Raw genomic sequence first — 24,755 nt, forward strand, 5'->3', positions numbered from 1 at the left:
GCGTTTACTTTTTGTCCACCTGTTTCAGAAACTGATCAATTTTGGTAATTAGAAAAGAGCTGTTATTTTCTTTGTCCCAATCCAAATGTCCTCCTTTAAAGCCAAAAGACTCGTGAAATATCCCGTTTTTGTCTAAAATAGAATCTAAAATTACCTTTTGTGACATTGGGATGACCTGGTCATTTTTTCCGTAATAAGAAAGAGTAGGAGCTGAGGTAGTATTGATCCATTTCACAGGACTGATAAAACTGGTCATAGATGTTCCTGAAGAAAGAACTTTTGGGTTGATTAAATGCTTTTCAACAAATGCATAATCGAAATATTTTTTAAAACCAGAATCTGCCAGATCGGAAGGTCCTACAATATTAATAACAGCTTTTACTTTTTTATCTTTATCAAATTTATAGGCATAGAGCATTGATAAATGACCACCAGCACTGTTACCTAAAAGCACAAATCTTGGTTTATAGTTTAATGTTTTTTCTAAATGCTCAATAGCACTGCTGATGTCATCGGTCTGATTTGGAATGGCAAAATGGGTCGTTGATGCTAATCTGTAATTGATATTCGCAAAAATGGCTTTTGGAAATTTTTGCATCATAGATAAAGCGAAAAATGTGAGTTGAGATTTGTTTCCACTACGCCAGCCACCGCCATGTATAAAAAGAAAGACATCGGGCTTGTAATTTAAATTAGAAGGAATATACAGATCCATTTTCTGCTCAGAATCATTGCCGTAAGAAATATTTTCCTGACTTTCGAAAGAGATTTTATTACCGAGATCTATCGTTTTTTTCTTGCAACCGATACTGAACAGCAGTATTAACGACCAGCTAAAAATGATAATTAAATTTTTCATACAGGCTAAAGATAGAAAACTCGCTGAGAAATCAGCGAGCTTACCATAAAATAATTGATATGAAGAAATGAATGTTTTTTTATCTTGTTCTGCTTTTGATGGCGTCGGAAGCACCCTCGATGTCTCTTACTTTTTTAACTTTTTGATTACCAAAATTGTAAGTGATGCTTAAAGTCATACCTCTTCTGTATTGATCGTTTCTTACATAATTGTAGTTTCCATTGGCTTGATAATCTTCAATTTCTACAATATTTGTTTTTAAAACATCATTTACATTGAGTGCAAAAGTCCATTCGTTCCAGATTTTTTTCAAACTAAGATCCAAGCTCATTAAGTTCTTCAGCATTCCAAGTTCTATTTGCTGTTTATCAACAAAGAAATAATTTACGCCTAAGAACCATGTTTTCTTTTTATCAAGACGTACTGTGTTATTAGTTTGAATGACCATGCTTGTAGATCTGATATTGTTTGTATACGTAATAAACTCACCTTCTTTATTTTTAAATCTCTCTCCGGTTGTTGGATCAGTATCAAGACTGCCATTATTGATGTTATGTTGAAAACCAATGTTGAAGTTAGTGGTCAAGTATTGTTTAAAGAATGATTTTTGAATTCCTAACATTGCAGACATTTCTTGTTTATCCCCGAAATTTGTTCTAATGTAACGCAATACATTTCTTGGTCCAACTGTTCCATCCGGTGCTACGGGATAACCCTGTAATGGAACCTGAGTAATCTGATCTTTATAATATGAATGATTCAAAATCAAGAAATAGGAGCTTTTATACATATAGGTTAATTCCTGGTTATAGGTAGAAGAAGCCTTTACAAACGGATTATTCTGAGTGTAATTATCATCGGTTAAAATATTTCGAACTGGATTTATTTCCCAGAAACTAGGCCTTCTCATTCTACTTGAAAATGAATATGATATATTATTGCTGTCATTAATAGCATAATTGAAACTTAGATAGGGTAAAAAGTTATTATAATTTCTTTTTATTTCTTGGTATTGCATCGTCTTATCCGGATTTAGAGGAGCGTTAACCGTCCCTAAACTTTTTGTAATTTCATACCTTGCTCCGACTTTCCCAGAAAGCTTATCGGAGAATTTTTTTTCTATTGTTAAATAGGCTCCATAAATATTTTCATCATATATAAAATGATTAGGCATGTGTTCTTCTTTTTTTATTGGAGCAGGGGGATTTACCCTATAAGTGTCATTCTTAGTGTCATTATCCGTTTTCGTTTTATTGTAATTTCCTCCTATGGAAACCGTAAAATCATTTTTTAATTTCTGGATATAATCTACTGTCCCAGAAAAATTATTGATTATCTGTGGAAGGTTCTGATAAATGGTTTGACTAAGACCTGTGTCTTGGCCAAGTGAATTGGCGAGATAAGTTTTATTATCAGTAAACTGAAATCTTTTGTAATTAAGATAAGCAGCATTTACATTCAATTTACTTCCTAAAGAATCGGTTTTTAATTCATAATTTAAGTTGACTGAATTGTTATAAGATCTTGCATCTTCCTTGTTTCTGGAATTAGTATAATTAGTAATGTAATCTTTTTTCTTATCATCATAAGAGCGGATAGTATTAAATAAATTTACTGTAGAATTATAACTTTTATTAGCCCAAGTATTCCAAGATAAAGCTAGATTGCTCTTCTCTGTTAATTGATAATCAATGTTCAAATAACCGCCAAGGTTTTTATTTGGATCATTAATATCACCTACAGATTCATTGGATGATAAACTATTTCCATTTCTTAAAATATAAGATTGTGCACCGATATTTTCGCCACCACTAAGATTAGCGCTGATTCCTAATTTATTCTTTCTGTAATTGGCTGAAAAACTGGCATCGCTTCCGTTGAACTTATTTTGAGAGTTAGACATTCTTATGTTACCACTTAATCCATCGCTCATTTTTTTCTTTAAAACGATATTGATGATCCCATCAGATGATTCTACCTGGTACTCACTTCCCGGAACTGTAATAACCTCAATTTTTTGGATATTCTCTGCTGGTGTGTTTTTAAGAAATTGAACTAATGAATCAGCGTCCATATTGGTTTTTCTACCATTGATATAGATTATAGCATTATTCTTTCCTGCAATTTTTAATGTCTTATCATCGGTAGATGAAAGTAATGGAGTTTGTTTTAATAGATCAAATGTTGTATTTCCTTTAGCAACAGGCGAAGCGGCAACATCGTACACAAAGCGATCACTTTGTTTTTTAAATACTTGTTTCGTTAAAGTAACTCCCTCTATACTTTTAGTTTTTACTGAATCTGTTTTTTTTTCCTGAGCAAAAGCTAGTCCGGTAAAAAATATAGCTGCGATGAGTAGTGGCGTCTTCATGAATTTATTTTTTTAAGTTGAGGTTTCGATTCTGAACATGGTTTAAGACAGAATCTTAAAGAAGTTTATTATATTAAGTTCTAGATTTTACAGCATCATTGGCTGATTTCATTTCTCTGGTTTTTTTCAGTTTTTGATTTCCAAAATTATAGGTGACCCCTACACTGAAAATTCTTGGATACTCAAAATTGGTTACATTGTTGAAGCTTCCATCAGGTTGAATACCTTTTATTTTATTGAAGTTTTGATTAAATACATCATATACTTCCACCAAAACGGTCCAATCGCCTACGATTTTTTTGATATTAAGATCCAGGCTTTGTCTTGTTCCTAATTCTCCAATTTCTATTTTGCTTTTTCCAGCATAGAAGTAGTTAATTCCCAGGAACCAGTCTTTTTTAGACGAAAGACGAATGGTGTTGTTGAACTGAGCAGAAAAATTAAAGTTTTTCACATCGATAACATAAGGAGTAAGTACTTCTGTCTGGCCAGGTACGGGTCTTGAAGTTGGATCTTCAGATACGGTGCCGGAATACATAGCATAGGCTAGATTAACTGAGTAATTCGTTGTCCAGATATCTTTGAACCAGGATTTATTCATTCCCAATGTCAACCCAAGCTGCTTATTATTACCATAATTAGTTCTGATGTATCTTAAAAACTTTGTAGTAACCATAATAGGATCCCCATTAGAATCAAGTTCTATCTTTCCATTCTCATCTTTTTCAGGTTTTGTCACAGTCCCCTGCAGAGGCACCTGGTTTGAGGCATCTTCTACATAGTTAAAACTTAGGTTTGCATAGAAAGCATTCTTAAACATATAATTGATTTCCTGATTATAATATTTAGAAGCTAAAACGAACGGATTGTTCTGAGTGTAGTTGTCTGGTGTAAAATAAGTTCTGGATGGATTTAATTCCCAAAATCGAGGTCTTCTTATTCTGCTGGAAAAAGTATAGCTTATATTATTGTCTGCATTAATTGCATAGTTGAAATTAAGATACGGAAGCAGGTTATTATAGTTTCTATCAAAACCTGTTTTTCCTAATATCTCACCAGTACTTCTGGTCATCTCATAACGGGTTCCTATTTTTCCGGATAATTTCTCACTTAATTTTCTTTCGTAAGTAAGATAAAGACCTAGAATATTTTCTTTATAAATGAAATGATTGGTTTGATCGAAATCATTTACAAAACTGTCGCTTGCTTTTGTATAAACATCCTGTCTGGTATCGTTGTCTGTTTTTGTATTATTATAGCTAATTCCCATTAACCATGAATTCCCTTTTGCTGTTTTTTTGATGTAATCTACATTGGCTGCGTAATTGTTAATGATCTGCGGAACCCATTGTTTAAATGCCCCGTATTTATTATCGTCATCATTATAAAAGGGAAATGTTTCATTAATGCTCGATTTGTCTCTGTTGAACCATAAATAGGAGATATTAGAAGTTAGTTTACTTCCTAACGAATCCGTTTTTATTTCATAGTTTAAATTAAAAGAATGATTTCTTGTCTGGGCATCTTCATTATTTACAGTTCTGTTTTTTAAGACCCCATTTTGAATGTTTGTAATATCCAGAATAGAATTGAAACTTTTATTGTATCTCATATTATATGTGAAACCCAGACTTTGCTTTTTGGTAATTTCATAATCAATATTCACGCTACCACCAAAGTTTTTATTTGGATCATCATTAAATCCAAAAGACTCATTTTTAAAAGTGGAGTTTCCATTAGAAAGTCTATACTTTTCTCTGTCTGTCCAGCTTCCAGTACTGATATTTGTGTTAACTGCTAATTTGTCTTTTCGGAAATTGAAAGAAGCACTTGCAGAAGGATTGTTATAATAAGCCTGCTCATTTTGCATTTTTAAAGTTCCGTTATAACCATTGTTTCTGCTTTTTTTCATCACAATGTTAATTACCCCGTCGTTAGATTCAACTTGAAACTCACTACCTGGAACAGTGATTACTTCAATTTTCTGGATATCTTCAGATGGTGTGTTTTTAAGCATTTCAATTAATGCCTCCGCATCCATATTGGATTTTTTATTGTTGATGTAAATAACAACTTCTGATTTCCCCATTATTTTTAATGTTTTCCCATCAATACTGGAGATCATTGGAGTCTGCTTTAATAAGTTGAAGGTATTTGTCCCTTTAGCAATAGGGGAAGAAGCAACATCATAAATAAAGCGGTCGCTTTGTTTTTTGAAGACCTGTTTCTTTAAGTTTATACCCTCTATATTTTTAGTTTTTAGAGTATCTGATTTCTGTTGGGCAAAAACAAATCCAGTGAAAAATATGGCTGCAAAGAGAATGGGCGTTTTCATGATTCTATTTTTTATTTGTTAATAGCTTGTATTTGTTATTATTTAACATTACAAAGATATATAATAAATCTAGTATTATGCAATACAAAGTACTTAAAATGTTTTTATTTCATATATAAAGTATTGATTTTCAGTTACTAAAATTTCAATTGAAAATTTTTCCTTCCTTATATTGACTCTATTATTAGACAACTTGACGGCTAAAGTTGTTACATCAAAACTGAAATTTTGAAAAAATTAACATAAAAAGGAGAATGTAATTTCGTATTCTATTTTATGACTACTTTAGTATCAATAAAAAAATTAATAATTTATGAGAAAAATTTATCCTTTATTTTTATTAATACTACTGATCTTATTTTCGTGTATAAGTGATTTTAACATGGAATCTGACATCACGCCAAATCCGCAGTCCAATTTTAATTTCGGAAATACTGCTCAGAGAAATTTTCAGGGATTAGTATTAAGTACGAACGGAAGTCCTATTTCCGGAGCAACAGTTAGTATTGGAACAAGTACAGTGCAGACAAATTCTAAAGGTCTTTTTATAATTAAAAATGCCGAGGTGAAAGAAAACTTTGCTTTTATCAAAGTAACTAAGGCGGGTTATATCAATGCTTCACGTACTTTAGTTCCTACAAATGGAAACAGTAGGGTAAACATTATGATGATCCCTGCGATTACTACAACATCCATTACTTCTGGGGCTACAGCGACAGTTTCTCTTTCGAACGGAACAAAAGTGAAATTTGACGGAAGTTTTAATGATGCTTCCGGAAACGCCTATAGTGGAAATGTAGATGTTGCATTATTCCACTTAAGTCCTTCCAATCAGTATCTGAACGAATTAATGCCTGGATCTTTTTTAGCAACAAATTTGAACGGAAATTCAAGAGTTATGGAAACCTATGGAATGCTTCATGTACAGTTAACGGGAAGTTCTGGACAAAATCTACAGATTGCTACCGGTCATACAGCAGAAATTACTGTCCCACTAGATGCTGCTCAATTAGCAACTTCACCGAATACAATCCCTTTGTGGTCATTTAGTGAAATTACAGGAATGTGGCAGGAAGAAGGTTCCGCAACTAAAGTTGGAAATACGTATGTGGGAAATGTAAGTCACTTTTCCTGGTGGAACTGTGATGCACAATTTCCGCAAGCGGTATTAAAGGTTACAGTGAAAAATGCTGCTGGCCAACCATTGAGTAATGCAATGATAGGATTAAAAAGAAATTCACAGACTTATGAAAGTTATGGAATTACAGATGGGGATGGTATGGTTTCGGGAGTTGTTCCTGCTGGTGAGCCTCTTGAACTAAAAATTTATGACAATTGCAATACGGTAGTTTATAGCTCAACAGTAGGGCCATTTCCCGTAGGAGCTACTACTGTACTGCCCGATATTTCTTTAACAAGTTCAACCAATCAGTATACGATCAAAGGAACATTGAAAACCTGTTCTGGAGCTGATGTCACAGATGGTTTTGCTAGTCTTAGATTTGCCGGAGCAGTAAATTATTTTCAGACTATTGTGGTTCCAGTGACCAATGGAACTTTTTCAATCAATTCTCTCGGATGTTCAAGTAATCAACAGTTTGTATTGGAAGGTATTGATATTACTAATATTCAAACAAGTGGCGAGATTAACTTTACAGGAACTGCGCCTATTACAAATCTTGGAGATATTGTAGTCTGTAATACAGTTTCAGAGTTCATTAGTTATAAAGTAGATAATCAAGCTACCAGGCTTATATTAAGTAATATTAGTGTTTCACCTAACTTAATTAGTTCAGCGCAAAGCCCTGTTCCTGTAGGAACTTATTTTAGATATGAGGGTGCGGATTTACTTGCAGGCAGCGTTCTGGTAAATAATTACTATTTAACCGTTACAAATAATTCGAATGCATACCAAAATATAACTGTTGATGGAACTACTAATCAGATCACATTTACAGTAACCAGCGCTGGAGCTGTAGGAACTTACACAGATTTTACATTTAATGGAACGTACACGGATAGTGCAGGAGCGTCACACACCGTAAATGGAACGGGACATGTGAAAAGAGATTATTAAAAACAAAAAGGGGCTTATCTAAAGCCTCTTTTTTTATTCTCTGTCGAAGCGGGCAAGTTTTTTATCTACCCATATCGTGGCAAAAGGAAAGAATGCTGAAAGTAGTGCAAATACGAAATCTTCATCATCCCATTTGAAAATTTTTCTCACAGGTAAACAAAGCAAAAGATAAATGGTAAAGAAAAGACCATGGATATTCCCAACTACAATAATAAAAATTGTGGGAAGTAATCCGTCGTCGTCATATCTTTTCCAGATCATGGCAACACCATAGAGCAGGAAACAAGAAATTGCCTCTGCAATACAGATTTGTTTAAACCATTTAATGATTTTTTCCTGAGAATATTTTGAGAAAAATTTTTCGATGAAGTTCATTTCTTAAATTATAAATTATAAGTCTAAGCCATAAATCCTCAAACCCATTTCCTGAATTGCAAAATTACTTATAAAAACTGCTACCATCCAAATATTCAAAAACTTCTGGCGGAAGCATAGGTCTGACATTTTTACCTTGCTTGACCATATTGCGAATTTCGGTGGCTGAGATCTCAATAACAGGAGCCTTGATCAATGAAATATTTTCATGCTGTAAATATTCTGAATCTTTTTTCTCACCTTCAAAAACTCTTGGATAAACAATGATATGATGATTCTTGATCAGCAGGTCATAATTCTTCCATTTATGAAGATTATCCAGATTATCTTCACCCATAATTAAACTAAAAGAATAGTCCGGGTGCTTTTCTGTAAGATAGGTAAGGGTGTCGATAGTATAGCTTGGCCTCGGTAGAGAAAACTCTACATTTGAAGCCCTCATGTTGGGATAATTTTTTATGGCAGCCTGAACCATGTCTAACCTGTTATGATCTTTTAATAATGATTTTTTATCTTTAAATGGATTTTGTGGACTTACAACAAACCACAATTCATCCATATCCGAATTTTCTAAAATATAATTGGCTAAAATAAGATGTCCAATATGAATTGGATTAAACGAACCGAAAAAGAGGCCTATTTTTTTCATTATTAAATTAAAGACTAATCTCTAAATTTTACATCCTTTATATTGAGGTAATGCGTTACATTGCCTTTCCAGTGATTTTCTTCTAAAGTAAATGCTAAATCAAAATATTTGTTTCTGAAATCTTCTGAGAACTGTCCTAACTTGAAACCAACACATTCAATATTCCTGCCTGTAGATTCTTGTTTTATATAAAACTTAACATGGTTGTTATCTTTCCCCATTGTTTTTATATATCCTGAAAGCTTCTGATTTTTTAAAGCCAGATTGGGTTTCATATTATGTGGACCAAAAGGAGCTAATTTTCTATGAAAATTAATAAACTCTCTATTAATATCATCGATTTCAATTTCAGAATCTATTATAATAGAAGACTCTTTCTGATGTTCCTGTATTTTCTCAGCGACTACTTTTTCAAACTTTTCTTTGAAAGCTTCAAATTTGGATTTCTCCATTGAAAGTCCCGCCGCAGCATGGTGTCCGCCAAACTTCAGAAAATATTCTGAACAAAGGTCTAATGCTTCATGTACGTCGAAATCCGATACAGATCTTGCTGAAGCTACCATCTCCCCATTATTACCATCTGTAAAAACAAGTGTTGGTTTATAGTAAGTTTCAATAAGTCTGGAAGCTACAATACCAATGACGCCCTTGTTCCACTCCGGGTGGTAAACGATCGTGGTAAGTTTCGTCTCCTGTTGTGATTCAATAATTTGATTCAGTGCAGAAAGCGTAGAGTTCATATCCAGCTCACGCCTTTCATCGTTAAGTCCCATAATATCACTTACGATCTGATGAGCATGTTTCAGATTATCCGAAACCATCAGCTCTACAGCAGCTTTACCATGTGAAATTCTTCCTGCAGCATTAATTTTAGGAGCGATCTCAAAAACAATGTTTGAGATTTCAAAATGGGAAAGTTTATCTTCAGGAATTAAAAGTCTTAATCCTAGATTTCTTGTTTTTCTAAGGGTTTTTAATCCCATTTTAGCTAAAACTCTATTTTCTCCTGTCATTGAAACAATATCAGCAGCAATAGAAATAGCTAAAAGATCCGTTAGTTCAAATAATTCTGCATCTGGAATTTTATAAATTGTATTTAATCCCTGACATAATTTGAAACCCACACCACATCCTGAAAGTTCCTTAAAAGGATACCTGCAGTCATTTCTCTTGGGATCCAAAACAGCAACGGCATTGGGGATTTCATCACCAGGTAAATGGTGATCACAGATAATAAAATCCACACCCAGATTCTGAGCGTAGCTGATCATATCAATCGCTTTTATACCACAGTCCAAAGCAATGATTAATGAAAATCCATTTTCTTTTGCAAAATCGATTCCCTCTGTTGAGATTCCATACCCTTCTGAATTTCTATCCGGAATATAATAATCAAGGTATTTTTTTTGAACTATTTTGCTGAGGTATAAATACATCAAAGCAACGGCTGTAGTTCCATCTACATCATAATCGCCGTAAACTAATATTTTTTCGCCATTTTCAATTGCGGTTGCAATCCGCTCCACGGCTTTTTGCATGTCAGCCATTAAAAACGGACTGTGTATATCGGTAAGATTTGGTTTAAAGAATTCTCTGGCCTTTTGATAATTGTCAATTCCTCTGAGAACGAGAAGCTTAGATTCAAAAGTTCCAAAACCAAGTGACGAACTTAATCTGTCCACAACTTCTTCATCGGGTTCAGGTCTGAAAATCCATTTTTGACTCATTTCACAAAAATAGGGAAAATATATTTTAAAAAGTAATGATAAACTGTTAATATGAGAATATAAAATAAAGAATTTATAACACGAAAATTTGATTTTAGTTTCAATTTATTTTAAATATTCGGACTCATGATTTTTATGTATTTAATAAGTGAAATAAGAAAACTTTAATAAAAATTAATAAAATTTTAGATTTAGTAAATCCAAACTTAATTAATTATCGTAAATGATATTAAATAACTAAACACTTTAAAATTAATATTATGAAAAAGACAATTAATATTTCTAACCAGGGAACCACCCTGGATACAGGCAGAAGAAACTTCTTAAAACTAGGTGGCATTGGTCTGGCTATGGCAGGTCTTGCATTAGTGGGGTGTGATGATGATGATTTCCAGATGGTGGATAACCAGGTATTCGATCTTGGAAAAGGAGATGTAGGTGTATTAAATTATGCTTATGCCCTTGAACAGTTGGAAGCAGATTTTTATACGAAAGTGGTCAATAATTTTTACTCAGGAATTTCAACCGCTGAAAAAGAATTGTTTACAGATCTGTACCATCATGAAGTGATACACCGTGATTTCTTTAAAGCGGCAATAAGTGGAGTAACAGCTAATGTACTGCCAACACTTGAATTTCAATATCCAAGTGTAAATTTTAATAATAGAAGTTCTGTACTGGCTACAGCAAAAGCTCTTGAAGACACGGGTGTTGCGGCCTATAATGCAGCAGGAAAATATATTACAAATCCAGAATATTTAGTGATTGCAGGGAAAATTGTTTCAGTAGAAGCAAGACATGCATCGGCAATAAGAAATCTTATTAATCCTGGATCAGCAGATTTTTCCGGAGATGATGTGATTGATGCCAACGGATTAGATGTAGCTAAAGAACCAAAAGATGTGGTAATGGCAGCTGGAGGATTTATAAAAACTCCATTTACATGGAAGGAAAGAGGCATTAACTAAATTATTCACTTTTAAAACGTACTATTATGAACATTCTAAAATTACTAGATAAATTTTCTGATGATAAATTTTTTACAACAGAAGCTTCAAGATTAGAAACACTTACCAATATTTCATCATTTGGTAAAAAAGCAGCTATTGCATCAGTCCCTTTAGGATTAGGACTTGCTATGTCGACTCCTGCAAAAGCTGAAACTCAAAATGTAACGGTTCCTGGAAGTTTTTTAAAAAGTGCTTTAACGGAAGCATTACAATTAGCTTTGACCTTAGAGTATTTGGAAAACGAATATTATGCGATCGGACTGTCTACTGCAAGTTTGATTCCTAATGCTGACCGTACAGTTTTTATGCAGATCTCTAAGCATGAGTCTGCGCATGTAGGTTTCTTGAAAAGTACTCTTACCTCTTTAGGCGTAACGCCTGGAGCAAAGCCTAATTTTGATTTTACGGCTGGAGGTAATTTCTCTCCATTTACAGATTACAATCAATTTCTTGTCCTGGCACAAGCTTTTGAGGATACAGGAGTAAGAGCATACAAAGGACAGGCTGGAAATGTAATGTCGAATAAAGTGGTCTTACAGGCTGCTCTACAAATTCATTCCGTAGAAGCAAGGCATGCTTCGCAAGTGAGAAGAATGAGAGCTAATAAAGGTTGGATAGAATTAGCAAATGGTGGAAATATGCCTTCCGCTACTAACGCTGTTTACGCAGGTGAAGATAACACAAACCAAGGTGGATATAATACCGCGACTGCATTTGGAGCTGCAGCAGGATCTGCCGCTTATGACGAAGTTTTGAGTGGCAGTGATGCAACATCAATTGCATCATTATTTATTGTGTAAAGTGGTTTCTTAATATTAGGTGTAAGTCCTTTTCTGGAATTTTTCGGAAAAGGATTTTTTTCGTTAAAAAAATGATATATTCGCTGCCTAAACCAAAATTTAATTAAATATGAAAAAAATTATTCTATGTGTATGCTTAATTGGAGCAGTACATACATTTCAAGGGCAAAAGATTAGCCTAGGAAAAATTACAGATGTAGCTACTAAAGGAGCAAAAGCATTAACATTTACGAACGAAGATGCTGTGAAATTATCTAAAGAATCAGTTGATTGGATGGATAAGAACAATGCTGTAGCAGGAGCGAAAGATCCATATACAGTTAGGCTGAACAAGCTTTTTGGTAAACATAAATCACAGGACGGACTTAATCTTAATTACAAAGTATATAAAGTAACAGATATAAACGCTTTTGCCTGTGCAGATGGAAGTGTAAGAGTGTTCTCATCTCTGATGGATGTTATGACGGATGACGAATTACTAGCTGTAATAGGTCACGAAATTGGTCACGTAAAGAATCAAGACACAAAAGACGCTATTAAATCTGCTTATTTAAAAGCAGCAGCATTAGATGCTGCATCTTCAGCTTCATCTACTGTCGCTACTCTTAATGACAGTCAGGTAGGTAAGATGGCAAATGCATTCTTAGATGCCTCCCATAGTAAAAAACAGGAATCAGAAGCGGATGCTTACTCTTATGATTTTATGAAAGCGAATAAATACAATGTAGTAGCAGAATATACAGCATTTAAAAAATTAGCGTTACTTTCTTCAGGAAGTACTCAGTCTGGTTTTCAAAAGATGTTCAACTCTCACCCGGATAGTGAAAAAAGAGCTCAGAATATTAAGAAAAGAGCGGAAAAAGATGGTTTATGGAAAGATCCGGGAACCGTTACTTTGCCAACGACAAAACTTACAAAATAGAATTTGTACCAAACAAAAAAATCCTCAAATTAATTTGAGGATTTTTTTGTTTTTTTATGTTGTCTTATTATTTAAGAATACATTTTTTCTCTTAATTCTTTTACTTTTTTATCAGCAAGATATTCGTCGTAACTCATTTCTCTGTCAATAATTCCGTTAGGAGTTAATTCGATGATTCTGTTACAGACCGTTTGAAGCATTTCGTGGTCATGCGATGCCAGTAAAAGATTTCCTTTGAAATTAGATAAAGAGTTATTCAATGTTGTAATACTCTCTAAGTCTAAGTGGTTGGTCGGTTCATCAAGTAACAAAATGTTGGCTTTCTGAAGCATCATTCTACTGAACATACATCTCATTTTTTCACCTCCTGAAAGTACTTTGCAAGATTTTAAAGCTTCATCTCCTGAGAATAACATTCTTCCTAAGAATCCTCTCATAAATTCTTCATGACGTTCTTCATCATTTTTAGTGAACTGTCTTAACCAGTCAACTAAATTAATATCCTCTTGAAAGAAATTGGTATTATCTAAAGGCATGTGCGACTGATTAGTAGTAACTCCCCAAGCAACTGCTCCTTTATCAGCTTCAACGTTTCCAGCTAAAATTTCGAAGAATTCTGTAATGGCCAAAGAGTTTTTAGAAAGTACAGCAACCTTATCTCCTTTCTTAAGGTTTAGATCAATATTTGAGAAAAGTAATTCTCCGTCTTTTGTTTTTTCAAGACCTTTTACATCTAGAATTTGATCTCCAGCTTCTCTTTCCATCTCGAAAATAATTGCAGGATACCTTCTTGAAGATGGTTTAATATCATCAATGTTCAGTTTGTCGATCATTTTCTTTCTAGCTGTTGCTTGTTTTGCTTTAGCAACGTTTGAACTAAATCTTGCGATGAAATCCTGAAGTTCCTTTTTCTTTTCTTCGGCCTTCTTATTAGCCTGAGCTCTTTGTCTTGTTGCCAATTGAGAAGCTTGATACCAGAAAGAATAGTTACCTGTATAAAGATTAAGTTTTGCATAATCTAAATCTCCGATATGTGTACAAACTGTGTCCAGGAAGTGACGGTCGTGAGATACAACAATAACTGTATTTTCATAATCTGCAAGGAAGTTTTCCAACCAAGAGATCGTGTCAATGTCAAGGTCATTCGTAGGTTCATCCAGAATCAATACATCAGGGTTTCCAAAAAGAGCTTGAGCCAAAAGAACTTTTACTTTGTCCTTGTTTTCAAGTTCACTCATCATCTGCCAATGCATATCGTCTTTTACCCCAACATTGGAAAGCATAGTCTGTGCATCAGATTCTGAGTTCCATCCTCCCATCTCATCATAAATAACACCTAGCTCTCCGGCTTTAATACCATCTTCATCAGAGAAATCTTCTTTTGCGTATAAGGCATCCATTTCTGCCTTTATCTCGAATAATTTTTTGTTACCTCTAAGTACTGTTTCAAGAACATTATATTGATCGTATGCAAAGTGATCCTGCTCTAAAACAGACATTCTTTTTCCAGGCTCTAATGATACACTTCCTGTGGTTGGGTCTTGTTTTCCAGTTAATATTTTAAGAAATGTTGATTTTCCCGCTCCATTAGCTCCGATAATCCCATAACAATTTCCTTTAGCAAACATGATGTTTACTTCGTCAAAAAGAACTCTTTTCCCGAATTGTAAAGATAAGTTAGATACTGTTAACATATAGTTTTGTAAATTTGGCGCAAAATTACGAAAAGAATTTGGGTATTTTATAATAATGTAATAGTCAAGTTTTTAAATGAAAGGTATTTTTGTATATTTCAAATGAAATTTTAATCTAATGAAGATCGAAAAAACAGTCAACATATTAAATAGAAGAGCGCGTTTCGAATATGAAATCATGGAAGAAACTGAAGCAGGAATGGTTTTAACAGGGACAGAAATAAAATCTTTACGCTCTTCCAAAGCATCTATTACAGAATCGTTCTGTCAGTTTATTGATGGGGAATTATACATCATTAATATGATGATCGATGAGTACAAATTAGGAACTTTTTACAATCATAAGACAAAAAGGGAACGGAAATTGCTCTTGCACAAAAAAGAATTACAAAAATTCGAGAAAAAGTTAAAAGATGCAGGGAACACTATTATACCTCTAAAGTTATATATTAATGATAGTGGAAAAGCAAAGGTGTTAATAGCCTTGGCAAGAGGGAAAAAGCTTTTTGATAAAAGGGAAGCGATAAAAGATAGAGAAAATAAACGAACCCTGGATAGAATATTAAAGAAAAGTTAAAAATCATTCAAAAAACTTTGTATATAAAGAAAAATTATATTTATTTTGCAATATCAATTATTTAATCATTTAATTCTATGAAAAATCTAAAATTAGGAATTTCAGCATTGGCACTTACTGTTGCTTCTACTGTATTCGCTCAGACTACCAACAATCCGTGGTTGATCGGAGTTGGTGCTCATGCGGAGAACCATAAGGCAGTACGAAGCGACTTTAGTAATACTTTTGCTGCAAAAAATTTAACGAAGACAATGTTCAATATGAACAACTTCTCTATTACTCCTCCATTATCTAAACTTACTGTTGCTAGAAACATCGGTAAAGGTTTAGTAATTGACTGGCAGACTTCCGTAGGAAATGTTGATAATAAAAGATTCAACATGGGGAAAGAATTTATGTTGATGACAGGTCTTGGTTTCCAAGCTAAAGCTGCAGGTCTTTTATGGGACGAGGAATCTTGGTTTGACCCTTACTTAAGAGTTGGTGCCAACTATTTAAGACATGACTATACTGCTCTTACTTTCCCAAGACAATCTGTTGATGGAGAGACAGTATACAACGGAGATGCTGGTAACGAAAATGGTAAAGCTAACTTCTTTACAGTTTCTACTGGTGCAGGTGCTAACTTCTGGGTAACTAAAAACTTCGGTTTAGGTGTTCAAGGAGATTACGTATCAACTCCTGGTGATAAATCTAACGTTGCTAACTTCTGGCAGGCTTCTGCATCTTTATTATTTAGATTTGGTAACAGAGATAGAGATAAGGATGGTATCTTAGATAAAGATGATCTTTGTCCTGATACTCCAGGTTTACCAGAATTCCAAGGATGTCCTGATACTGACGGTGATGGAGTTCCAGATAAAGACGATCAATGTCCAGATGTAGCAGGTCCAGTTGAAAACAACGGTTGCCCTTGGCCAGATACTGACGGTGATGGTGTTATCGATAAAGATGATGCTTGTCCTACAGTTGCAGGTCCAGCTGAAAACAACGGTTGTCCTTGGCCAGATACAGACGGAGACGGTATCTTAGATAAAGATGACGCTTGTCCTACAGTTCCTGGATTACCAGAATACAACGGATGTCCTAAGCCTAAGAAAGAAACTGCTACTGAAGTAGAAAAAGAATTCAGAAATCTTTATTTCGATTTCAACAAAGCTACAATCAAAGCTGAATCTAAACCAGCATTGGATAGAGCTGCTGATATCATCAAAAAAGATGGAGGTCACTATCTATTAGAAGGTAGAACAGATGCTAAAGGTTCTGAAGTTTACAACTTGAAGTTATCTAGAGAAAGAGCTGCTTCTGTAGTTGCTGCTTTAGATGCAAGAGGTGTTGATCCTAACTCTGTTAAATCAGTAGGTGTTGGTAAAGCTAAAGCTACAGTTCCTGCAACGGCTTCTGATGCTGAAAGACAAGCTGATAGAAAAGTAGTTGTAACTGCTATCGAAGATGACAGCCAGTGGAGTACAATCGCTAAGAAAGATTACGCTGATGCTCCAGTTAAGAAAGCTACTGCTAAGAAAAAAGCTACAGCTAAGAAAAAAGCTCCAGCTAAAAAAGCTCCAGCTAAAAAGAAAAAATAATTAATTTTTCTAAATAATGAATACCTCCAATTTTTTTGGAGGTATTTTTTTTTCGTATACTTTTAACTAATTTTGTTGAAAATTTAAAAATAAAAATGGGAAGAGCGTTTGAATATAGAAAAGCTTCTAAAATGGCCCGTTGGGATAAGATGGCCAAGACTTTTTCTAAAATTGGTAAAGACATTGCATTAGCTGTAAAAGCTGGTGGAACAGATCCTGAAGCAAATCCAGCTTTAAGAAGATGTATCCAAAATGCAAAAGGGGCAAACATGCCTAAAGATAATGTAGAGAGAGCAATTAAAAAAGCAAGTGGAGCGGATGCTGAAAACTATGAGGAGGTAACTTACGAGGGTTACGGACAAGGAGGAGTCGCATTTTTTGTAGAGTGTACAACGAATAATACAACAAGAACAGTAGCGAATGTAAGAGCTATTTTTAATAAGTTTGATGGTAACCTTGGAAAGAATGGTGAATTGGCATTTATCTTCGACAGAAAGGGTATTTTTTATATTGATCCTGCTCATGTTAAAATGGACTGGGATGAGTTTGAAATGGAGATGATTGATGGAGGAGCAGAAGATATTGATAAAGATGAAGAAGAAATAATGATTACCACTGCTTTTGAAGACTTTGGTTCTTTATCTCATAAGCTGGATGAGCTTAAAATTGAAGTTAAAAGTGCGGAACTTCAAAGAATTCCAAACAATACGAAAGAAGTTACTGAAGAGCAGTTTAAGGCCAACATGAAGATGCTTGACCGTTTTGAAGAAGATGATGATGTACAGAACGTGTATCACAATATGGAAATTACTGAGGAGTTAATGAATTCTTTATAAAAAATAATATAACATTCATATACAGTTAACTTTCAATTAGTTTCTTTGCATAAAACTATGAAAAGAAATGTTGAGTTAGTTGTTATTTCGGATGTGCATTTGGGAACTTATGGATGTAAGGCTAAAGAGTTACTAAGGTATCTGAATTCAATTCAACCCAAAATTCTGGTTTTGAATGGTGATATCATTGACATCTGGCAATTTAAAAAGTCTTACTTCCCTAAACCTCATTTAAAGGTTATAAAAAAAATCCTCTCGTTTGCCACTAAAAATACAGAGGTATACTATATCACTGGAAATCATGATGAGATGTTCAGGAAGTTTACCGATTTTGAACTAGGTAAACTCAAGGTCTGTAACAAAATTTGTCTTAATATCGATCAAAAGAAAACATGGATTTTTCATGGTGATGTATTTGATGCGTCAGTTCAACACTCCAAGTGGATTGCAAAACTTGGTGGGAAGGGATATGATATGCTGATTGTTATTAATAATGTTGTAAATTGGGTCTTAGAGAAAATGGGACGAGAAAAATACTCATTTTCGAAAAAAATCAAAAACAATGTGAAAAAGGCGGTAAAATATATTGGAGACTTTGAATTAACTGCTTCTGAACTGGCAATAGACAATCATTATGATTATGTCATCTGTGGTCACATACACCAACCTCAAATCCGCAAAGTTGTCAATAAAAAAGGCTCTTGTACTTATCTTAATTCGGGAGACTGGATAGAAAATTTATCAGCCTTGGAATATCATGACAAGGAATGGAAGATTTTCTATTATGATGATCATAAACATTTGCTTCAAGATGATGAAACAGAAGAAATTCAGGATCTTGATACCAGTGATCTTTTGAAAATAGTAACTAATTTTTCCGAATGAAAATCTTATATGCATTTCAGGGGACAGGAAATGGGCATGTGGCGAGAGCTCAGGAGATTATTCCTATTCTTAAAAAATATGCTTCGGTTGATACATTAATCAGCGGTCATCAATCGCAATTAAAGGCCGATTTCGATATTAACTTTCAGCATAAGGGTATTTCTTTGCTCTATAATAAAACAGGCGGTTTATCCTATAGGAAAACATTTACTGAAAATAAATTTTTTCAGGCCGTAAAAACCATCAATGAATTAGAGTTAAGACAATATGATCTGATCATTAATGACTATGAACCTTTAACGGGTTGGGCCTGCAAGTTGAAAAAACTCCCAATGATTGAACTTAGTCATCAGGCTTCCATGAGTTTTTCTGAGACTCCAAAACCTGAGAAAAAAGATTTTCTTGGGGAACTTATTCTTAAATACTATGTTCCAAGTGCAAGGAAAATAGGTTTTCATTTTGAAAATTATCATCCTCAAATAAAAAAACCCGTTATAAGACATAAGATACGTAACCTTAATCCTGATAAAAAAGGATATTATCTTGTCTATTTACCGAGCTTTTCGGATGAAAATATTATCAAGATCTTAAAACAGATTCCTGTGCAATGGAAGGTGTTTTCTAAATACAGCAAAAATAAAGCTAAAGTAGAAAATGTAGAAGTTTTCCCAATTGATGAAGTCGAGTATTTGAAGTGCTTTGAAAATTGTGATGGTATTTTGTGTAATGCCGGCTTTGAAGCTCCTGCAGAAGCTCTTTTTTTGGAAAAAAAATTGTTTGTAATTCCTATTCATAATCAATATGAGCAGGAATGTAATGCCTGTGCCCTAGATAAAATGGGAATATCAAACTCTAAAATTTTAAAGCTTGAAGAGATAATGGCTTGGGTAGCTTCCGATGAACATTTCAAAGTAGATTACCCTGATGATATTGAAAAAATATTAGTGAACGAAGTTTTAATTCTTTAAAAATACATCATCAACATCGTTCATTCTCATCATGACAGATCGTGCATAAGAACAGTGTGGGTAAACCTTCCAGTTATTTTCTCTGGAAAATTTTATAGCTTCTTCTACTAAATATTTTCCCATTCCTCGTCCTTCAAATTCAGGATGAACCAATACGAACGAAATAATAAGTTTATTTTCTTCAGGAAAAATAGTATAGGTAAGCCTGCCAATTTCCTTAATTTCATTATTTAGTGTAAGAACTCCGCCATTTCCGGATTTGTTATTTTCAAATTTCATAATTAAAAGCTTAATATAAATAAAAGTACAAAAACTGCACCGACTTGTAAATTGGCTCAAAATGGAATCAACAAAAACCACTTGAGTTAATTTAAAAGAAAAAATAATTAATTATCTTTCCCCGTGTAGTAATTATAATCCTTAATAACGATATTGATAAATTGTCTTTCCGTCATTTTTACAGGGTCAATTTCTAATTTTAGAATATTCTTGATCTTATCAGAAAGCTTACTTATGATCTGCCTGTCATCTATTCTTAAAGCTTTTGTATAATTGTCTTTAATAATTCTCATATCATTGTCACTTAAGGCAATAACTTGAGGAAATGAAGGAACATAATCTTCCTGAATATTTTCCAGGATAGTATGAGAAATATTGATGCTGTTCTTTAGTGAAATCACAGCTGTACCTGATGCGATATCTCCCAAACGTTGGTTGTTCTTAGAAACAATCATAGAAATCAAACCAATAACACCAACAAAAGAAGTGTCTATTATTCTGAATACCCAGCGAATCAAATAATCTCCAAAACTTGCCTGATATCCATCAATTTTCACCACCCGTATCTTCATTACTTTTTTTCCTGGCGTCTGCCCTTCCATAAGGCTTTCCAGAACAACAGGATAAATATAAACAGGAAAAGTAATAGCAATATAAATAGCCATCTGAGACCATTGATCCAAACCGTTTAATAAATATCCCAAATCAAAAAAGTTAAAAAATATATAGAAAGTAATGACGATATAAGCGACTTTTATTAGGAGATCAATGATAAATGCAAGCATTCTTTCTCCGACACTGGCAATGTTGAAGTTAATATTTACATTTTGTGAGGTATTAATCGCAATTTGAGACATAATTTTATTATTTTAGCCTTAGATTATGAGAGAAGTTTATTTCATAAAACAAAATAAAGAAAAATGGTTGGGAATTGAACAGGTTATTCAAGGGAAAATAAAAAAAAATCCGGATGACCTGTCTTCGCTATATATTAATCTTGTCAATGATCTTTCTTTTGCACAGACTTATTATCCTAAAAGTAATACGACAGTCTATTTAAATCATCTGTCTTCACAGATATTTCAAAAAATTTATAAAACAAAAGAGTAGAAGAAAACAGGATTTTGTACTTTTTTAAAACAGAGGTTCCACTACTCATGTTTCAATACAGAAGATATCTCATATATGCTTTTTTATTTTTTGTTCTGTTTACTTCGATAGGAGTTCTTTCAGCAATCTACGATAAAGATTTTGTGAACATTATTCTAGGTGAAAGTTATGTGAACGAGACCATAGAAAATATTAAAAAAGGAAATGCAGTAGGAGTTTATCAGAGTGGATCGACATGGGGAAGTACAATAGGTATAATCTTCAATAATATTGGAGTAGGAGCTAAGCTTTTTATTTATGGTATTTTCGGAGGTGTAGGGACGTTATATGCTTTGTTGTCAAATAGTATAATGTTGGGAGCTTTTCAATATTTTTTTTATGACTATGGAGCACTAAAAGAAAGCGCAAGAGGTATTTGGCTGCATGGTGTATTTGAGATTTTCGCTATGGTTGTTGAAGCGATGTGTGGATTAATTCTGGGAGCATCAATCTTATTTCCAAAAACACTGTCCAGATTCAATTCTTTTAAAAATGGATTTAAAGATTCATTCAAAATATTTTTAAGTACAATCCCTTTTACTATTTGTGCCGGGATTATTGAAGGCTACATCACAAGGCATGCTTTAAAGATGCCGCTTTTTTTGAATTTGATTATTATTTTAGGATCATTTTCAATCATAGGATATTATTATTTTATCTATCCTGCTGTAGTCAATAAAAAAACTAATAAACACATACATGATGCAGTTTTATAAAAAAAGAGACTTTGGAACTTTTATAAGTGATAGTTTCAATTTTTTCAAATTATACGGGAAGAACTATTTTAAAAACTATATTCTACTCAATGGATTACTGTTGATTTTAATGGTTACCATTTTTATATTTGGATATAAAGAACTTTTTTCACAGCTTTTTGGATCCAATATGAGTGGTAATAGTTACTATTTTCAGCAATACTTTGAAGATAATGTGGGTATGCTGATTGTGGTGGGATTATTAACATTTTTACTTTTCCTAATTTTGATGATTGTTAATTATCTCTATCCTGTTTTTTATATGAAAAGGCTCGCCCGTGGAGAGGAAAAGATCAGGACGGATGATATTTTGAGTGATTTCAAAAACAATGCGGGAAGAATAGGTATACTATGTTTGGGAATGGTATTCATTGTTACTCCTTTAGCTTTTATTATTGCGGGAATATCTTATGCTTTGATATTGATCATTATCGGATTATTCATCATGCTGTTGGTTTATCCAACATTATTTAATGTTGTTACATTCTTGATGTATGACTATTTTAATAGTGAGAGAGGATTTTTTGAAAGCTTGAGCTATGCAATACGGTCACAGTTTTCTTATAAGAACGGAAGAGAAAAGTCTCCGTATTGGAAGTATTGGGGGGCTACGACAATTGTCTTTCTTATCATGTATACGATTACTACGATTTTCACATTTATTCCAATGATATTTTTCTATAGTTCAATTCTCACTTCAGCTCCTGATGGTAATTTTGAACAAAATCCTTTTCAGGGAACAATGGGAATATTATTTTTTGTGATCTATGGAATTTCAATGTTATTGTCATTTGTTCTTTCAAATTTATTGTATGTCAATTCAGGATTGATGTATTACGACAGCAGGTCAGACCTTCATCAGAAGGTAGAACTTGCAGAAATAGAAACCATTGGTATTAATGAATAAGATTGTTTTTTTCTTACTGATCTTTTTCTCAATTGGATTTACATATGCTCAGAATGACGATTCTCCCATTGCTGAGGAATATATAGAAGATTCTTTGAGTACCGGACATTATAATAATATGTACCGTGCAGATTCTGTATTGATTGAACATCCGATTTCTGAGAATACAGTTTATCCAAAAAAATTCAAAGAGAATCTTAAAGCCAGATACAAAGGGAAAGAGTTCGATTATACAACTATAAAACCCCGAGAATCATTCTGGCAAAAACTGCAAAGAAAACTTGCCAAAATTATCGAAAGTATTTTTGGTGAGAACAGCTTTGGAACTTCAGCTAAGATCACTACAGTTGTGATTCGTTTGTTTGCTATACTTCTAGTTGGATTCTTATTGTATTTTATTATTAGATACTTATTAGGTAAAGACGGGAATTTTTTCTTTGGACGAAAGAATAAAAAAGTAAATATTAAAGAAGAAGAACTGCACGAAAATATTCATGAGATTAATTTCCCTGAAAGCATCGCAAAGTTTGAAAGAACGGGAGATTATCGTTCAGCGGTTCGCTATCAGTTTTTATTTGTTCTTAAAAAATTGAGCGATAGGAAGTCGATCATCTGGAATCCTGAAAAAACGAATAAAGATTATGTTGCAGAACTTAAAGTTCCACATCTAAAAAATGAATTTTCAAACCTTTCGTATATATTTGATTATGTATGGTATGGAGAGTTCATTATCAATGAGGAGGATTATTTAAAATTTAAAAACCAATATCAGAGGTTTAAACCATAGTTAAATTTTTAAGAATGAATAAAACTTTCAAAATATATGCTATAATTTTCATCATTATCATGGTGATCTTGGCATTGCTTGAAGTTAATAAAAAGGAGGTTACAGATTGGCGTAAAAACTTTGATCCTAATGAAAAATCTCCTTTTGGATTGTTCGTATTTAATAAAGAAGTAAAAGATCTTTTTAAAACACATCTTAAAAAGATTGATGAGACGCCTTATGATTATTACAATGAGAACAAAAAAGATCTTCACAATATTTTAGTTGTCGAAAAAGAAATAGATAAACAATCGTGGCGTAGTATATTAGGTGAAGTTTCCAAGGGTTCTGATGCGATGCTGATCGTAAATAAAATTCCAAAAGAGATTTCGGATAGTATTGGTTATTATATTTCTCAGATCTCTTTTGATGAGCAAAATGTTTTAAAGCTTACAGATAAAAAATATCTGAATGATTTTATGATCCTGGATAAATTCCCGTCGGGACGTGGTTTCTCTTACATTAAACCTGGTGTGGAAGTTTTAGGAAAAACGGTTGAAAAAAATAATTCAGATCAGGCTAATTTTATCAAGGTGAAATTTGGGAAAGGAAATATTTATGTCCACAGCGAGCCACTTTTCCTCACTAACTATTATCTTCTTAAGCCCGGAAATATTAGATACGCACAAGATGTTTTTTCGTATCTTAATGACAAAGAAACACTTTGGTTTGTAGAGGCAGCAAGCGCCAAAGCTTCTTCCCGTTTTTTTATGAGATTTATACTCTCAAAACCAGCTCTTAAATATGCATGGTGGGTATTCCTTGGGGGATTGATCCTATTTATTTTCTTCAATGCAAAAAGAAAACAACGGATTGTTCCAATTATGGAACCTTTAAAAAATACCTCTGTAGATTTTGTGAAAAGTATTGGAAATCTTTATCTTCAGGAAGGAGACTTTCATGATATGATGGCCAAGAAAGCTCAGTATTTCCTGAATAAAGTAAGATTGGATCTTCTTATTGACACACAAAACCTAGATAATGAATTTGCCAAAAAGCTGCAGTTGAAAACAGGAAGAACAATGGAAATGATCAATGAAGCACTGGATCTGATCCGAAAAGCTCAGGATCCGTACGCCAGTGTGATGAAGGAGGATCTTACAAGACTCAATAAAGTCTTGGATGAAATATTACGATAATAATATAACAATGTAATGGTTTATCAATC

At 33.4% G+C, this 24,755-nt stretch carries 21 protein-coding genes and 1 pseudogene; 13 read left to right on the forward strand and 9 right to left on the reverse strand.

What is annotated here, in order from left to right; genetic code table 11:
* Window positions 1–4: 4 nt before the first annotated feature.
* The 3 genes from NG806_RS18045 to NG806_RS18055 all read right to left on the reverse strand — a co-directional run bounded on the left by NG806_RS18045 (window position 5) and on the right by NG806_RS18055 (window position 5,565).
* On the reverse strand, window positions 5–859 hold the full coding sequence (locus tag NG806_RS18045; RefSeq protein ID WP_261510958.1) for an alpha/beta hydrolase: 855 nt from the start codon (window positions 857–859) through the stop codon (window positions 5–7).
* Window positions 860–938: 79 nt separating this feature from the next.
* A complete protein-coding gene (locus NG806_RS18050; protein WP_261510959.1) occupies window positions 939–3,230 on the reverse strand; it encodes a TonB-dependent receptor domain-containing protein in 2,292 nt (763 codons plus the stop codon).
* 73 nt (window positions 3,231–3,303) lie between these two features.
* Window positions 3,304–5,565 (reverse strand): outer membrane beta-barrel family protein, encoded by a 2,262-nt coding sequence (locus tag NG806_RS18055; RefSeq protein ID WP_214831163.1) that lies wholly within the window; start codon window positions 5,563–5,565, stop codon window positions 3,304–3,306.
* Window positions 5,566–5,878: 313 nt separating this feature from the next.
* On the opposite strand from NG806_RS18055, the gene NG806_RS18060 reads away from it, so the two are divergent.
* Window positions 5,879–7,642, forward strand: coding sequence for a carboxypeptidase-like regulatory domain-containing protein (locus NG806_RS18060; RefSeq protein ID WP_214831164.1), 1,764 nt, complete (start codon window positions 5,879–5,881; stop codon window positions 7,640–7,642).
* A gap of 33 nt (window positions 7,643–7,675) precedes the next feature.
* On the opposite strand, the gene NG806_RS18065 is transcribed toward NG806_RS18060, so the two are convergent.
* The 3 genes from NG806_RS18065 to recJ all read right to left on the reverse strand — a co-directional run bounded on the left by NG806_RS18065 (window position 7,676) and on the right by recJ (window position 10,393).
* On the reverse strand, window positions 7,676–8,017 hold the full coding sequence (locus tag NG806_RS18065; RefSeq protein WP_214831165.1) for a DUF3817 domain-containing protein: 342 nt from the start codon (window positions 8,015–8,017) through the stop codon (window positions 7,676–7,678).
* 64 nt (window positions 8,018–8,081) lie between these two features.
* Window positions 8,082–8,666, reverse strand: coding sequence for a nicotinate (nicotinamide) nucleotide adenylyltransferase (gene nadD, locus NG806_RS18070; RefSeq protein WP_214831166.1), 585 nt, complete (start codon window positions 8,664–8,666; stop codon window positions 8,082–8,084).
* Window positions 8,667–8,680: 14 nt separating this feature from the next.
* Window positions 8,681–10,393: a single-stranded-DNA-specific exonuclease RecJ gene (recJ, locus tag NG806_RS18075; protein WP_214831167.1), complete on the reverse strand. Its 1,713-nt coding sequence runs from the start codon at window positions 10,391–10,393 to the stop codon at window positions 8,681–8,683.
* 260 nt (window positions 10,394–10,653) lie between these two features.
* Here recJ and NG806_RS18080 point away from each other — a divergent pair, with 260 nt between their 5' ends.
* The 3 genes from NG806_RS18080 (at window position 10,654) to NG806_RS18090 (ending at window position 13,125) form a co-directional block, all read left to right on the forward strand.
* Window positions 10,654–11,361: a ferritin-like domain-containing protein gene (locus NG806_RS18080; protein WP_214831168.1), complete on the forward strand. Its 708-nt coding sequence runs from the start codon at window positions 10,654–10,656 to the stop codon at window positions 11,359–11,361.
* A gap of 26 nt (window positions 11,362–11,387) precedes the next feature.
* Window positions 11,388–12,203, forward strand: coding sequence for a ferritin-like domain-containing protein (locus tag NG806_RS18085; RefSeq protein WP_214831169.1), 816 nt, complete (start codon window positions 11,388–11,390; stop codon window positions 12,201–12,203).
* A gap of 109 nt (window positions 12,204–12,312) precedes the next feature.
* The gene (locus tag NG806_RS18090; protein ID WP_214831170.1) at window positions 12,313–13,125 is read left to right on the forward strand and encodes a M48 family metallopeptidase; all 813 of its coding nucleotides are present in this window, start codon (window positions 12,313–12,315) and stop codon (window positions 13,123–13,125) included.
* 71 nt (window positions 13,126–13,196) lie between these two features.
* On the opposite strand, the gene NG806_RS18095 is transcribed toward NG806_RS18090, so the two are convergent.
* Window positions 13,197–14,819, reverse strand: a complete 1,623-nt coding sequence (locus NG806_RS18095; protein WP_214831171.1) for an ABC-F family ATP-binding cassette domain-containing protein — start codon at window positions 14,817–14,819, stop codon at window positions 13,197–13,199.
* A 118-nt stretch (window positions 14,820–14,937) separates the two neighbouring features.
* Between NG806_RS18095 and smpB the strand changes: the two genes are divergently transcribed.
* The 5 genes from smpB to NG806_RS18120 all read left to right on the forward strand — a co-directional run bounded on the left by smpB (window position 14,938) and on the right by NG806_RS18120 (window position 19,671).
* Window positions 14,938–15,396, forward strand: coding sequence for an SsrA-binding protein SmpB (gene smpB, locus NG806_RS18100; protein WP_214831172.1), 459 nt, complete (start codon window positions 14,938–14,940; stop codon window positions 15,394–15,396).
* Between the two features lie 77 nt (window positions 15,397–15,473).
* A complete protein-coding gene (locus NG806_RS18105) occupies window positions 15,474–16,982 on the forward strand; it encodes an OmpA family protein (protein ID WP_261510960.1) in 1,509 nt (502 codons plus the stop codon).
* A 95-nt stretch (window positions 16,983–17,077) separates the two neighbouring features.
* Entirely contained in the window at window positions 17,078–17,818 is a 741-nt protein-coding gene (locus tag NG806_RS18110) for a YebC/PmpR family DNA-binding transcriptional regulator (RefSeq protein WP_214831174.1), read from the forward strand.
* Between the two features lie 57 nt (window positions 17,819–17,875).
* A complete protein-coding gene (locus NG806_RS18115; RefSeq protein WP_214831175.1) occupies window positions 17,876–18,703 on the forward strand; it encodes a UDP-2,3-diacylglucosamine diphosphatase in 828 nt (275 codons plus the stop codon).
* Entirely contained in the window at window positions 18,700–19,671 is a 972-nt protein-coding gene (locus NG806_RS18120) for a glycosyltransferase family protein (RefSeq protein ID WP_261510961.1), read from the forward strand. The genes NG806_RS18115 and NG806_RS18120 overlap by 4 nt, the downstream gene beginning before the upstream one ends.
* Here the strand turns inward: NG806_RS18120 and NG806_RS18125 are convergent.
* Both NG806_RS18125 and NG806_RS18130 read right to left on the reverse strand, forming a co-directional pair.
* Entirely contained in the window at window positions 19,660–19,950 is a 291-nt protein-coding gene (locus NG806_RS18125; protein WP_214831177.1) for a GNAT family N-acetyltransferase, read from the reverse strand. The genes NG806_RS18120 and NG806_RS18125 overlap by 12 nt on opposite strands.
* Before the next feature lie 107 nt (window positions 19,951–20,057).
* A complete protein-coding gene (locus NG806_RS18130) occupies window positions 20,058–20,807 on the reverse strand; it encodes an RDD family protein (protein ID WP_214831178.1) in 750 nt (249 codons plus the stop codon).
* 25 nt (window positions 20,808–20,832) lie between these two features.
* Between NG806_RS18130 and NG806_RS18135 the strand changes: the two are divergent.
* From NG806_RS18135 to NG806_RS18150, 4 genes and pseudogenes are all read left to right on the forward strand, one after another.
* A pseudogene (locus NG806_RS18135) lies at window positions 20,833–21,815 on the forward strand (stage II sporulation protein M).
* A complete protein-coding gene (locus NG806_RS18140) occupies window positions 21,802–22,761 on the forward strand; it encodes a DUF4013 domain-containing protein (RefSeq protein ID WP_251040586.1) in 960 nt (319 codons plus the stop codon). The pseudogene NG806_RS18135 and the gene NG806_RS18140 overlap by 14 nt, the downstream one beginning before the upstream one ends.
* Window positions 22,754–23,548, forward strand: a complete 795-nt coding sequence (locus tag NG806_RS18145; protein ID WP_214831181.1) for a DUF4129 domain-containing protein — start codon at window positions 22,754–22,756, stop codon at window positions 23,546–23,548. The genes NG806_RS18140 and NG806_RS18145 overlap by 8 nt, the downstream gene beginning before the upstream one ends.
* A 14-nt stretch (window positions 23,549–23,562) precedes the next feature.
* Window positions 23,563–24,726, forward strand: coding sequence for a hypothetical protein (locus NG806_RS18150; RefSeq protein WP_261510962.1), 1,164 nt, complete (start codon window positions 23,563–23,565; stop codon window positions 24,724–24,726).
* The last annotated feature ends 29 nt before the right edge of the window (window positions 24,727–24,755 follow it).

It is taken from the genome of Chryseobacterium paludis (assembly GCF_025403485.1).
Taxonomy (GTDB): Bacteria; Bacteroidota; Bacteroidia; order Flavobacteriales; family Weeksellaceae; genus Chryseobacterium; species Chryseobacterium paludis.

Coding starts and splice junctions, on each gene's coding strand:
- NG806_RS18045 (WP_261510958.1), bottom strand. CDS start 859: ATGAAAAATTTAATTATCATTTTTAGCTGGTCGTTAATACTGCTGTTC.
- NG806_RS18050 (WP_261510959.1), bottom strand. CDS start 3,230: ATGAAGACGCCACTACTCATCGCAGCTATATTTTTTACCGGACTAGCT.
- NG806_RS18055 (WP_214831163.1), bottom strand. CDS start 5,565: ATGAAAACGCCCATTCTCTTTGCAGCCATATTTTTCACTGGATTTGTT.
- NG806_RS18060 (WP_214831164.1), top strand. CDS start 5,879: ATGAGAAAAATTTATCCTTTATTTTTATTAATACTACTGATCTTATTT.
- NG806_RS18065 (WP_214831165.1), bottom strand. CDS start 8,017: ATGAACTTCATCGAAAAATTTTTCTCAAAATATTCTCAGGAAAAAATC.
- nadD (WP_214831166.1), bottom strand. CDS start 8,666: ATGAAAAAAATAGGCCTCTTTTTCGGTTCGTTTAATCCAATTCATATT.
- recJ (WP_214831167.1), bottom strand. CDS start 10,393: ATGAGTCAAAAATGGATTTTCAGACCTGAACCCGATGAAGAAGTTGTG.
- NG806_RS18080 (WP_214831168.1), top strand. CDS start 10,654: ATGAAAAAGACAATTAATATTTCTAACCAGGGAACCACCCTGGATACA.
- NG806_RS18085 (WP_214831169.1), top strand. CDS start 11,388: ATGAACATTCTAAAATTACTAGATAAATTTTCTGATGATAAATTTTTT.
- NG806_RS18090 (WP_214831170.1), top strand. CDS start 12,313: ATGAAAAAAATTATTCTATGTGTATGCTTAATTGGAGCAGTACATACA.
- NG806_RS18095 (WP_214831171.1), bottom strand. CDS start 14,819: ATGTTAACAGTATCTAACTTATCTTTACAATTCGGGAAAAGAGTTCTT.
- smpB (WP_214831172.1), top strand. CDS start 14,938: ATGAAGATCGAAAAAACAGTCAACATATTAAATAGAAGAGCGCGTTTC.
- NG806_RS18105 (WP_261510960.1), top strand. CDS start 15,474: ATGAAAAATCTAAAATTAGGAATTTCAGCATTGGCACTTACTGTTGCT.
- NG806_RS18110 (WP_214831174.1), top strand. CDS start 17,078: ATGGGAAGAGCGTTTGAATATAGAAAAGCTTCTAAAATGGCCCGTTGG.
- NG806_RS18115 (WP_214831175.1), top strand. CDS start 17,876: ATGAAAAGAAATGTTGAGTTAGTTGTTATTTCGGATGTGCATTTGGGA.
- NG806_RS18120 (WP_261510961.1), top strand. CDS start 18,700: ATGAAAATCTTATATGCATTTCAGGGGACAGGAAATGGGCATGTGGCG.
- NG806_RS18125 (WP_214831177.1), bottom strand. CDS start 19,950: ATGAAATTTGAAAATAACAAATCCGGAAATGGCGGAGTTCTTACACTA.
- NG806_RS18130 (WP_214831178.1), bottom strand. CDS start 20,807: ATGTCTCAAATTGCGATTAATACCTCACAAAATGTAAATATTAACTTC.
- NG806_RS18140 (WP_251040586.1), top strand. CDS start 21,802: ATGCAGTTTTATAAAAAAAGAGACTTTGGAACTTTTATAAGTGATAGT.
- NG806_RS18145 (WP_214831181.1), top strand. CDS start 22,754: ATGAATAAGATTGTTTTTTTCTTACTGATCTTTTTCTCAATTGGATTT.
- NG806_RS18150 (WP_261510962.1), top strand. CDS start 23,563: ATGAATAAAACTTTCAAAATATATGCTATAATTTTCATCATTATCATG.